Genomic DNA, 11,887 nt, shown 5'->3' with positions numbered 1-11,887 from the left:
TTGAATACTTTGATCGTGCCATAGTGTACCTCCGTATTGTCTCTATTATATCATCTTTTTTCAGACTCTACTTTTTGGGGTACACCTCAAGTAGCCATAGAAAATGCTGCTACCGTGACAGATACTTCCGATGAATTATTGTATTTCGACCATTCTGGCGTAAAAGCCACTGGAAAGCGAACCAGTGAGGGCTTTGTAGTATTAAAGGGTAGCCAGATATCTGCAAAACTTACAAAAAGCTGCCCAGATCCAACATTGCGTAACCGCGAAAAGTATGCGTCCAAAGTAGACGAGAACTTTATGCTTACAGAGGATATTTTATTTACCAGTCCTTCTGCTGCTGCCTCATACATCGGCGGAGCCAGCTTGAGTGGAAATGCCACATGGCGTAACGCACAAGGTGTCACCCTAAAAAACATCGAAGAAAAATAATCTCATGCCAACCGGATTCATTTTCGGTTGGCTTTTCATTTAACCACTCTATTCACTCAACCCTACACAAAATCATCTTGTCAACTCAACACTGCCCATTTTCAACCTGTCAACTCAACCCTTGTTTTCTTTGGGGTAGCAACCTCCGAAAACAAAAAAATCCGAGAGCCGGAAGAATACCTCCATCTCTCGGAAATGCTTTATTTTAAGGCTATTTACACGATTTACTTCTGTACCTTTGACATCAAAACTACCGTCTCAACGGTACTTTCGTTGTCCCAACAAAGTTCCTGTGTCTCTCTGTCTCCAAAATACACCGGAAAACGGAACTTTATGTGCTTCAGGAATCTGCCATCCGGCTGCTCCTGCTCGTAAATGTCCACCTGTTCTACAAAGCTGTTAAGAAATTCTTTCTTCTCCAGATCGGTGAACTTATCATATAGTTTATCAAAATATAAAAGAAATTGATAGACGTTTTCTTCTGATATTTTCTGTTGCTCGATATTCAGCAGGCGGTTCTTAACTTCCTCTATACTGTTCTCCACGCCTTCGATCTCATCGTACAGACGGTATAACCTTGTCTCCATATCCTGATATTTCTTCTCATAAAATTTATCCATAATATCCAGACTGTCCATCTGCTGTCCAAGTCTTGCTTTTGCTCCGGTCAGCTGCCTGTGCTGCTTTTCCAATCCGTCAATCTCTTTTTCTATTTCTTCTGTATCTATTCTTGAACCAATTTTATTCAGAATTGCTTCTTCAAATTTAGGATTCTTCACCAGCTTCCGAATAACTTCTTCCACTGCATTGTTAATCTTCTCCTCACTCCATTGTTTACGATATCCACATTTATGACCATCTACCAGACGACGATGTTTACAGGCATAATAGAAATAATCCTTATATAAGGTTCCATCTTTCTTTTTCTTTCGGTTCACGTTCCCATACATACCGCTTCCACATAGCGGACATCTCAATATTCCAGATAAGATATGCTCATGATCCAGACTATGCGTCTTTTCATATTTCACACCTGTTTTTTCCCGTTTTTGATGTGCCAGCTCCCAATCTGTTTCTGAAATGATTCCTTCATGAATACCATCATGCAGCATATAATTTCCCTGTTTTACAATGCGATATTCATTTCTTGTTCCTGAAACTTTCTCGTTCTTCCTTCGTCCATAAGCCAACTTTCCACAGTATACCGGATTATCCAGAACGCCTTTTATAAAGGAAGAGGCAAATGCGTCCAATGTATTATTCTGTCGTTTTTTCTTTTTATATCCATGCTGGTTCAGCCATGCAGCAATCGCAGAGATTCCCATATTTGTATGAATAAATTTGTCATAAATCAAACGAATAATCTCCGCTTCGTCCTCTGCAATCTGTAATTCTCCATTTACCAATTCATAACCATATGGAGCGAATCCTCCGTTCCATTTTCCTTCCCTGGCTTTCTGCTTACGTCCTTCCATTGTCTGAACAAGGATATTCTCTCGTTCAATCTCTGCCACCGCAGACAGAACAGAAATCATCAGCTTTCCACTATCTTTTGAGCTGTCAATTCCATCTTCTACACAGATCAGATTCACTCCAAAATCCTGCATCCTCTGCAAAGAGTTTAATACATCTGCCGCATTACGACCGAATCTGGAAAGCTTGAACACCAGTACAAACTGTACCTCATCTGTTCCATTCTCAATATTATCCAACATTCTCTGAAATTCCGGTCTGCCCTCTACGCTTTTTCCAGACTTACCTTCATCAGAATACTCATTTACGATTTCCATATTCTGAAATTCCGCATATCTCTTGAGTTTTTCTTTCTGAGCATCCAGACTGTAGCCATCTACCTGCATGGTTGTGGATACTCTGGTATATATATCGCATTTAATCTTTTTATTCTTCATAATCTTCCTCGCAGTATAACTCTGTTTTGTTGTCCCAACCTTATTTTAGTGCTTGTTCCAACTATTTTCAATACTTATTTTCCGTATTGACGCATTTCTTCGCCAATCGTATAATTAAGTTAGATACAGAGCATTTCTGTTATCAAAATATTGCCCGCCCACCATTGGCGACTTATAAATGATTGGCTCGAAAATATTGTTCGCTTACCGGAAGCGTCTAATAAATGTCCGGCTTGAAAATTATTTAGAAAGAATTTCTGTTTTTGATATTGTGTTTTTATCACACATTGCATATACTATAAATACACAAAAAAGCCAAAAAAGAGGAGGTGTTAGTATGGCTACTTCAAGTATTACTCATAATTTTGTCGTATCCAATCCAAATAGCGTAAAGCGTTTTGTCGCAGCAATTGACGAAGCCGACCGTGACCGCACACCAAAGCAGACACTTCCCGGACGTCAGTTAACGAACCCACAGGAAATCTTAGCTTTAATGTCAAAAAGGAAGAAAAAACATGTCTGATAAATATTTTACCGTTAATATTCGGGCATATTTGGATAAAGACGAACCGACATATATCGGAGAGGAAAGTCTTTACGACTTACTCTCCGATTTTTCTTGTCCCAAAAATCCCGATGTTGAATACTTTTTATTACATAATGCAATTGAATTTACGAAAAAAGATCAATCCATCACTTATCTGGTATTTGATGCCGAAGATGCTTCATTGGTTGGCTATTTTTCCCTTACAGTAAAGCCAATCTCTGTCCGGGCCTCAAACATCAGTAAAACAATGGCAAAGAAATTGTCCCGTGTCAGTATTCTGGATGAAGAAACACAATCCTATACCACAGCAGCTTACCTGATTGCACAGTTAGGAAAGAACTATTCTCTTCCAAAAGAAAAACGAATCCCTGGAAACATTCTGCTGGGATTTGCACTGGAAACCATATCCAGTCTCAAATATTCCGTAGGTGGCGTTATGGAGTTTCTTGAATGCGAAGATAATGAATTTCTTCTGAACTTTTATACACAGAATCATTTCAAACCATTTGATACTCGTATTACTGCTTCCCAGAATAATGAGCCACACACTCTGCATCAGCTTTTAAAATTTATTTGATTTAAAAATGCATGAAAAAAGCGACAGTCTGATTTACATTTTGTATTTCAGGAAACTGCCGCTTCTTTTTCTTCCTTATTCTGTTTTTCTTCCTCCAACTCCCGGAGGACTTCTTCGCCGTACTTATCAATCATCCGTACCAGAAAATCAATGCACCGCTCAAATTCAATATTCTGTTGCATAAGCTCCTCCCGTTATTGTTTGTTCTGAGCTTATTTTACAGAACCTGCCTGAAAACCACATTGAATAGAAATTGATTGTAAATTGACACAATTACTTTAAAAATATCCGTATTTTCTTGAATCGAATATATGTTCGTGTTATGATAGATATACTCAATCTTAACTACGAAAGGGGAATTTCTATTGAATCGATGCGATTTTTCTTCTATTAGCACTTGCTTAAAAAATCATATCAGCGAAAGTAATCAAATGAGTCAGCCTGATTTTTTATACGAATTATTTGAAGATTTTATGGATGATCCGGCAAATCAGGATTTTTCAATGGATAACGGTCTGGTTTGCCGCTGGATGACTGGTCAGGCTAAAATCAGTCCTAAAATATCCGCTTACTATTCCAAGCCATCCAATCAGGAAAAATTAGCCCATACCATCCACCAGAATCTTCTTCCACTGATGTCTGACTGTAATATGGCTATACAAGATATTTACACTTTATTCATTCAGGATGACAGCATCTCAGATACGAAAAAGAAAAATCTGACTCCCTTATATAAACCAGCCAGTTCAAGACTGCTGTTTCTTGCAAAACTGATTTCTTTTGGCATGGAACGCCAATTCATCAAACGTAATACCAAAAATCAGAAGCTGCTCGCCGGAGGCGCTTTATCCCCTATTGTGCTGGATTATATTATGGACAGTGAGGTTCCGAAACCATGCCGTCATTTTATCGGAAGAGATAAAGAACTAGAAGAATTATATACCATGCTTGAGGAAAACCGTCATGTTTTTCTTTGCGGAATCGCCGGAATCGGAAAAAGTGAACTTGCCAAAGCCTACGCAAAGCGGTACATAAAGCAATACACCAATATCCTTTATGTAGAATATACCGGCAATCTTCATCAGGACATTACTGACATGGATTTTATTGACGATCTTCCGGAAAGCACTGAACAGGAACGGTTTCAAAGACATAACCGTTTCCTGCGTTCCCTGAAATCTGATACTCTGCTTATCATAGATAATTTTAATGTCACTGCCACACAGGACAGCTTTCTGTCAGTAGTATTAAAATATCGCTGCCAGATTTTATTTACGACCAGAAGTAATCTGAATGAATACTGTACTTTTCAATTAAAAGAAATACAGGATATAAACATTCTTTTCCAACTGACATCTGCATTTTATTCAGAAGCAGACAAGTATCGTTCGACCGTCGAAAAAATCATAGAGACCGTACACTATCATACTTTTGCTGTAGAACTGGCTGCAAAACTTTTGGAAAATGGAATTTCAACTCCAGGTCAGTTATTAGCAAAACTTCAGGAAGAAAGAGCATCTCTCGATAATGAAGATAAAATTAAGATAATCAAGGATGGTCAAAGCAGTAAAGCCACTTATTATAGTCATATCCATACTCTATTTTCACTATATGCTTTATCCCGAAAACAGCAGGATATCATGTGCAATTTGTGTTTTCTTCCTTACACTGGTATTTCTGCCCGCATATTCGCCAAATGGCTGAAACTGCCTACCTTAAATGAAATTAACGACTTGATTGAAACTGGTTTTGTGCAGACAACTACACGTCACACAATCTCCCTGCATCCTATGATTAAGGAAATTGCCCTTTCAGAGACAAAACCATCTGTAAGTAGCTGTCACATATTACTGGATTCTTTACAGAAAATATGTTTAATGCATGGAATGGAAGTAGCTTATTACAAAAAGCTATTTCAAACAATCGGAAATATCATAGAATTGATTGAAAAGAATGATATACCAAAGTATCTGCTTTTTCTGGAAAATGCATTTCCATACATGGATAACTATAACTACCACAAAGGTATGAATGGAATCATTCAGGAACTGACGGGGCTGTTAAGGACAAAAAACATTGGAACCGACTCTGACCGGGCATTATTACTAGATTTTCAGGCAACTCTTGAAACCAAACCTGAAAAAGCAATAAAACTAGAAAAGGATGCACTTGCCCAGATAGAAACTATCACTGCTGACAATGCTCGCCTTGTTTCCAACCTTCATGCCAATCTCGGTGGACTTTACCGCATGAACGCTCATCCCGATCTTGCAAGGGAACACATGGAAAAAAGTATCTCACTGCTTGACCAATTTAACCTGCTTCATATAAATGACAGCATACCTCAGATTGCCAATTATGCAATGTTCCTGACAAAACAGCAGGAACCCGAAAGAGGAATCTCCGAATTACAAAAATTATCCGGCATCATCAAGGAATACCATTCCGATGACTGTCTGGATTATGCCAAAGTACAGGAAACCCTTGGAACCATTTATCTGATGACTGCCAATCTTCCGCAAGCCAAAACACATTTTAAAAGAGCTTTCAAAATATATGAAAAGATCTGGGCTGATGAACCAGAAATGATTGAAGCAAAATATCAGGAAATTCAGGAGTTATATCCACAGATTGGATTTTGCATTGGAAAAAATCTATCCGGTCTTTTAACAAAATAAGCATAATTTACGGCGGGCAACTTGCCCGCCGTAAATCTTTAAATTATGCTTTGATTTTTCCAGAAAATATTTTACTTACTTTGTTTTTTATGAGTATGAATACAATTTTTACTTATTTCCGTATCTGCGAAAACTCTTATAAATAAAAGGCAGTAAGGCTATTGCCATCACTGTATACATTACCATTACAAGCGGAATTTGTCGAAATACACAATTCCCAATCTGATAAATAAGTGGGACTTTTACACTTGCCTGTACATTTGTCAAAATTGTTGGTATCAAATTGAAAAGCGTTGTATACCCAGAAAGTGCCCGTCCTATAAATGGCAATAAGCAATATAAAAAGAACGGAATGCAAACAGCGACACTAATTGTATGCATTTTAGCCGCTACTAACATAGACACTACAGCCGCCAGCATACTGGCTATAAATCCACATACAACTGTCAACAAATAGTATTGTCCATATGACATAATGTAAATACTATACGCCTGATACATTTGATAAGGTGTATTCATACCACTGGTTCCCATAATTCCAAAACAAATCACACTAAGTAATATAATTCCCATACAATAAATCATAACTGTCGTAGCTATTCCTGCCAGTATTTTTGTTTTAACAGCTTTTGTACGTCCATACTTTGTAGAGAAAAATACTGCTTCTGCTTTTGTCTGAAAATCATCTGCAAATATTCCAGCACAAATAAAACCAACTATGATTGCCAGAATAATAGAATACGTTTCTACATACATAATCATAGTATCCCATGAACTATAAGATTCGTATTCTACTGGTAATTTTATTTCATTATATTTCTTTTCCAAGTATTTTTTCTGTACAGAAGTCTTTCCATATTCTTCTGCCATCTTTTCCATATTTTTATGATAAGTGTCATAGAACTCTTGCACATTTTCTTCTGTAATTTGATTCAGAACACTTTCATCATATTCTGCATCCGGTGTTAATACCGATATTATAAAACCCCTAATATCATCTATCGGTTGTAATGTCGTTCCGTAAATCGCATTTTCTTCTGAGGATTGTGTCATCGCATTTTTATTTTGTTCTATAACTTTTCCAAGTTCATCTTCTGTCAATGTACCTTTCCATGCTCGTCTGTTATCTGTAAGTTTTCTTGTTGCCATAATTCCAGTACTAGCATTTCCATTCTCATCCACATAGCGATTACTTGTAACTGCAAATCCACTAAAAATGACAGCAAGTATCAATGCCAATCCGATTGCAAATACATTAATTTTCAGGCAAAAATTTTGATTATCCCGAAAAACCCTTGAAATACAAGCACATTCGCAGGATTTCAGATTGATTTTACTACCAATTTACTACTTTTAACGGATTGCGCCTTGATATGCCGGAACATCTTGCGAGCATGAAACAACCCAATACAAACGCGACGCACTGGCGGCGCGGCACGTCGGCAATCACACAATTTCATATAGCACCGCACTGGCGGCGTTACCTTATCCCAACCGGGAAACAAGGAACGCCGCTATTTTTTTACCCTCATGTTACGCAGTAGGGGCAAAAAGAGTCTTGCTACACAAGGCTTTGCGGGTACGGTTTTCACAGGGTAAGGGATTGATACCTAAACCCTTAAAATCGCTGTTCTACCGCGTAACAAATATGCAGCAAAGGAGTTGATGAAGCTATGGCAGTTTTCCGCGTGGAGAGAAACACAGGATATACGGTTATGAGCAACCACCATTTACGCAACAAAGAACTTTCCCTAAAGGCAAAAGGGCTGTTATCGCAAATGCTGTCCTTGCCGGAGGATTGGGACTATACCCTTGCGGGACTGTCCTATATCAACCGGGAAAAAATCGACGCTATCCGCGAAGCTGTCCGGGATCTTGAAAGAGCCGGATATATTCAGCGTTCAAGGGAGCGCGACGAGAAAGGACGCTTGCGGGGAACTGATTACATCATCTATGAGCAGCCGCCTAACTTGGATTTACCTACATTGGAAAATCCAACATTGGGAAATCCAACATTGGAAAATCCTACGCAGGAAAAACCTACGTTGGAAAATCCAATGCAATTAAATAAAGATATACAAAAGACTGACTTACCAAAAAAAGAAAAATCAAATACGGATTTATCAAGTAACCATTCCATTCCTATCCTTTCCCCTAACCCCTCTCCTTTGAGGGAAGAAACGGCAGAGCCGGAACGGAAAGGAACGGAAGCGGCAGACGCATACAGCGTGTATGAGGAAATCATCAAGGACAATATCGAGTATGAGCATTTTATCAAGCATACCAACATTGACAGGGAACGCTTGGACGAGATTGTGTCCCTTATCCTTGAAACTGTCTGCACCAAACGAAAGACAATTCGTATCGCCGGGGACGATTATCCGGCAGAGCTTGTCAAAGCAAAGTTTATGAAGCTGAACAGCAGCCACATTGAATTTGTCTTTGACTGCATGAAAGAGAACACCACGAAAATCCGTAACATCAAGCAATATCTGAAAGCGGTACTTTTCAACGCGCCCAACACCATTGACAGCTATTACACCGCCCTTGTCAACCACGATATGTACGGCGGCTATTAAAAAACAGGAGGATTTTAATATGACACAGAAAACAGGAGCTTTGATTTTTGATGAAACGGCAGACCGTTACGACATTCGCTTTGACCTTAACGACTACTACGGAGGATTGCATTGTGGGGATTGCCTTGAAGTGTTTGTACGCGGCAAATGGAAGCCGACCCGCATGGAGTACGGGGACAACTGGTATCTTGTCGGTGTGAGGGCTTCGGATTTGAACGGGCTGCGGGTGCGTATCTAAAGGCGGCATGAAAAATGTACGCCTTATTTTTATGCCCCGAAGCGGCACACCACCCTAACCAAACTATGAAAGGAGGGATTTCATGCAAGATGAAGTCAATGAAAAAGTCGTGTCTTTAGCAATCAAAACATCTAAGCTGACCGCCGAAGTGCTGCAAAAGGCTATGAAAGCCCTGCTTGCCAAAGGCAAAGGGCAGCTAACCAAAGCCCCGCATGGGAAAATCACTATGCGGCAGCTTATGAAGCAGGGAGAAAAGGTTTCCAACATTGAGATTACCGACCAAAATATCAAAGCCTTTGACCCTATCGCAAGGAAAAGCGGGCTTGATTACAACGTCAAGAAGATTGAGAACGGCAAGCCGCCGACCTATCTTGTGTCTTTTAAGGGCAAGGATATTGACGTTATGACCGAAGCGTTCCGGGAATTTACCGCAAAGAAATTAGGCAGGGATAAAAAGCCCTCTATCCGCAAGCTGCTTTCCACTCTGAAAGACAAGGCGGCAGCTCTGAACGCACAGAAGGACAAAGTGAAGAAAAAGGACAGGGAGGTATCGCTATGAAGCCGGAACTTAAAAAGCTGCTTATCCTAAATGCCCCCTATCTGCTCTTTGTCTATCTCTTTGACAAAATCGGACAAGCGGTACGCCTTGCGCCGGGGGCTGACCTTTCCGGCAAGGTGCTTTCCCTTGCAGACGGCTTTTCCGCTGCCTTTGCAACCCCGCTTCCGAGCCTTGCCCCTATGGATTTGCTTATCGGTATTGTGGGGGCTGTCCTTATCCGGCTTATGGTGTACTTCAAAGGCAAGAACGCGAAGAAATACCGAAAAGGTATCGAATACGGTTCAGCCCGTTGGGGCAACGCCGAAGATATAAAGCCCTATACCGACCCGGTATTTCAAAATAACGTGCTTCTGACACAGACGGAACGGCTTACCATGAACAGCCGCCCGAAGCAGCCGAAGTATGCAAGGAATAAAAATATCCTTGTTATCGGGGGAAGCGGCAGCGGCAAGACGAGATTTTTTGTGAAGCCCAACTTAATGCAAATGCACTCAAGCTACGTTGTAACTGACCCGAAAGGTACGGTTTTAGTCGAGTGTGGGAAGCTCTTACAGCGCGGCGGGTATCGGATAAAGGTGCTGAACACGATAAATTTTAAGAAATCCATGCGTTATAATCCCTTTGCCTATATCCGCAGCGAAAAAGACATTTTGAAACTGGTAAATACCTTGATTGCCAACACCAAAGGGGACGGGGAAAAAGCCGGGGAGGATTTTTGGGTAAAATCGGAACGGCTCTTTTACTGCGCCCTTATCGGCTACATTTGGTACGAAGCCCCGGAGGAAGAAAAGAACTTCACGACGCTGCTTGAAATGATAAATGCCAGTGAAGCCCGCGAGGACGACCCGGAATTTCAGTCCCCCGTTGACCTCATGTTTGAACGGTTGGAGGAAAAAGACCCGGAACACTTTGCCGTCCGGCAGTACAAGAAATTCCTGTTATCTGCGGGAAAGACACGAAGCTCTATTCTCATTTCCTGCGGTGCGCGGCTTGCCCCTTTTGACATTAAGGAGCTGCGCGACCTTATGGAAACCGACGAAATGGAGCTTGACACCATAGGCGACCGCAAGACCGCCCTGTTTGTTATCATCAGCGACACCGACGATACTTTTAACTTTGTCGTGAGTATTCTTTACACGCAGCTTTTCAATCTGCTTTGCGACAAGGCAGATGATGAATACGGCGGCAGGCTGCCCGTCCATGTGCGCTGTCTGTTAGACGAGTTTGCAAATATCGGGCAGATACCGAAGTTTGAAAAGCTCATAGCCACCATACGAAGCCGGGAAATCTCCGCGTCGATTATCTTACAGTCGCAAAGCCAGTTAAAGGCAATCTATAAGGACAACGCCGATACCATAGTCGGCAACTGCGACACCACCCTTTTCTTGGGCGGCAAGGAGAAAACCACCCTCAAAGAAATGTCGGAAATCTTGGGGAAAGAAACCATTGACAGCTTCAACACTTCCGAGAACCGGGGGCGCGAGGTATCGCATGGGCTGAACTATCAGAAGTTAGGCAAGCAGCTTATGACGGAAGATGAAATAGCGGTTATGGACGGCGGGAAATGTATTTTACAGCTACGAGGGGTGCGCCCGTTCTTCTCTGATAAGTACGACATTACAAAGCACCCCAACTATAAATATCTTTCCGACTATGACAAGAAAAATACTTTTGATATGGAAAAGCATTTAAGGCGCAGACCCGCCCTTGTGAAGCCGGACGAAGTATTTGACTACTACGAAATCAGCGAAAGCGATTTGCAGGAGGACACCGACCATGAATAGACGTATCAGAAAGAAAAAGGACAAGAAAATCACAGAAGCCATAAACGGGCTTGTTTCGATTGCTGAACGACGGGAACAGCAGCGGCAGGCTGCTATCCGGCAGTTTGTGAAACGGTGTGAAGCCCTGTATGAGCAGCAGCGAAAAGAAAGGAGGAATTGACGCAGTAACAAAGAAAAAGACAACTTGCATGATACGCGCCCCTACAAAAATTCCTATCGCCCACACTGACAACTGAATACCGCCGCGCAGCAGACATTTAGGCAGCGCGGGGACTTATGACCGCGGCAGTTTGAAAACTGACCGCCGTTTTTTATGCCCTTTTACGGGCAAGCCGCATTTGCGGCAGAAAGGAGTTTTATGGAATTTTTCAACAGCGCAATCGGCGTATTACAGACTTTGGTTATCGCTCTTGGAGCAGGACTTGGCATTTGGGGCGTTATCAATCTGTTAGAGGGATATGGTAACGACAATCCGGGCGCGAAATCACAGGGCATTAAGCAGCTCATGGCGGGCGGCGGCGTTGCCCTTATCGGCACTATCCTTGTACCTCTGCTTTCCGGCTTGTTCGGTTAAGCGCGGGTA

13 protein-coding genes are annotated in these 11,887 nt (G+C 41.3%); 10 read left to right on the top strand and 3 right to left on the bottom strand.

Annotated elements, in window-relative coordinates; all coding sequences use genetic code 11:
* The first annotated feature begins 36 nt into the window (after positions 1-36).
* Positions 37-432, top strand: a complete 396-nt coding sequence (locus OCV59_RS10715; protein WP_147594435.1) for a DUF4357 domain-containing protein — start codon at positions 37-39, stop codon at positions 430-432.
* Between the two features lie 224 nt (positions 433-656).
* Here OCV59_RS10715 and OCV59_RS10710 read toward each other — a convergent pair whose 3' ends face one another.
* Positions 657-2,342: a recombinase family protein gene (locus OCV59_RS10710; RefSeq protein WP_147594434.1), complete on the bottom strand. Its 1,686-nt coding sequence runs from the start codon at positions 2,340-2,342 to the stop codon at positions 657-659.
* A gap of 337 nt (positions 2,343-2,679) precedes the next feature.
* On the opposite strand from OCV59_RS10710, the gene OCV59_RS10705 reads away from it, so the two are divergent.
* Positions 2,680-2,865, top strand: coding sequence for a hypothetical protein (locus OCV59_RS10705; RefSeq protein ID WP_014080774.1), 186 nt, complete (start codon positions 2,680-2,682; stop codon positions 2,863-2,865).
* Positions 2,858-3,466 (top strand): hypothetical protein, encoded by a 609-nt coding sequence (locus OCV59_RS10700; protein ID WP_055056667.1) that lies wholly within the window; start codon positions 2,858-2,860, stop codon positions 3,464-3,466. The genes OCV59_RS10705 and OCV59_RS10700 overlap by 8 nt, the downstream gene beginning before the upstream one ends.
* Positions 3,467-3,513: 47 nt before the next feature.
* Here the strand turns inward: OCV59_RS10700 and OCV59_RS10695 are convergent, their stop codons facing one another.
* Complete coding sequence (locus OCV59_RS10695) at positions 3,514-3,648, bottom strand: hypothetical protein (RefSeq protein ID WP_004844681.1); 135 nt, start codon at positions 3,646-3,648, stop codon at positions 3,514-3,516.
* A 249-nt stretch (positions 3,649-3,897) separates the two neighbouring features.
* On the opposite strand from OCV59_RS10695, the gene OCV59_RS10690 reads away from it, so the two are divergent.
* Positions 3,898-6,144, top strand: coding sequence for a tetratricopeptide repeat protein (locus OCV59_RS10690; protein WP_147594433.1), 2,247 nt, complete (start codon positions 3,898-3,900; stop codon positions 6,142-6,144).
* Between the two features lie 108 nt (positions 6,145-6,252).
* On the opposite strand, the gene OCV59_RS10685 is transcribed toward OCV59_RS10690, so the two are convergent.
* Entirely contained in the window at positions 6,253-7,383 is a 1,131-nt protein-coding gene (locus OCV59_RS10685) for an ABC-2 family transporter permease (protein WP_262584347.1), read from the bottom strand.
* Positions 7,384-7,817: 434 nt separating this feature from the next.
* Here OCV59_RS10685 and OCV59_RS10680 point away from each other — a divergent pair, with 434 nt between their 5' ends.
* The 6 genes from OCV59_RS10680 (at position 7,818) to OCV59_RS10655 (ending at position 11,878) form a co-directional block, all read left to right on the top strand.
* On the top strand, positions 7,818-8,723 hold the full coding sequence (locus OCV59_RS10680) for a DUF6017 domain-containing protein (RefSeq protein ID WP_147594431.1): 906 nt from the start codon (positions 7,818-7,820) through the stop codon (positions 8,721-8,723).
* 19 nt (positions 8,724-8,742) lie between these two features.
* The gene (locus OCV59_RS10675; RefSeq protein ID WP_002610290.1) at positions 8,743-8,961 is read left to right on the top strand and encodes a DUF5348 domain-containing protein; all 219 of its coding nucleotides are present in this window, start codon (positions 8,743-8,745) and stop codon (positions 8,959-8,961) included.
* Between the two features lie 82 nt (positions 8,962-9,043).
* Positions 9,044-9,520: a PcfB family protein gene (locus OCV59_RS10670; protein ID WP_002610294.1), complete on the top strand. Its 477-nt coding sequence runs from the start codon at positions 9,044-9,046 to the stop codon at positions 9,518-9,520.
* Positions 9,517-11,304, top strand: a complete 1,788-nt coding sequence (locus OCV59_RS10665) for a VirD4-like conjugal transfer protein, CD1115 family (RefSeq protein ID WP_003529196.1) — start codon at positions 9,517-9,519, stop codon at positions 11,302-11,304. Before OCV59_RS10670 ends, OCV59_RS10665 begins: the two co-directional genes overlap by 4 nt.
* Complete coding sequence (locus OCV59_RS10660; RefSeq protein ID WP_002610319.1) at positions 11,297-11,464, top strand: hypothetical protein; 168 nt, start codon at positions 11,297-11,299, stop codon at positions 11,462-11,464. The genes OCV59_RS10665 and OCV59_RS10660 overlap by 8 nt, the downstream gene beginning before the upstream one ends.
* A gap of 198 nt (positions 11,465-11,662) precedes the next feature.
* Positions 11,663-11,878, top strand: coding sequence for a Maff2 family mobile element protein (locus OCV59_RS10655; protein WP_002610321.1), 216 nt, complete (start codon positions 11,663-11,665; stop codon positions 11,876-11,878).
* Positions 11,879-11,887 lie beyond the last annotated feature (9 nt).

Source organism: Brotomerdimonas butyrica, assembly GCF_025567305.1.
GTDB lineage: Bacteria > Bacillota > Clostridia > Peptostreptococcales > Anaerovoracaceae > Lentihominibacter > Lentihominibacter butyricus.
The sequence above is the reverse complement of the archived record's forward strand: the minus strand, read 5'-3'. Positions and strand labels throughout refer to the sequence as shown.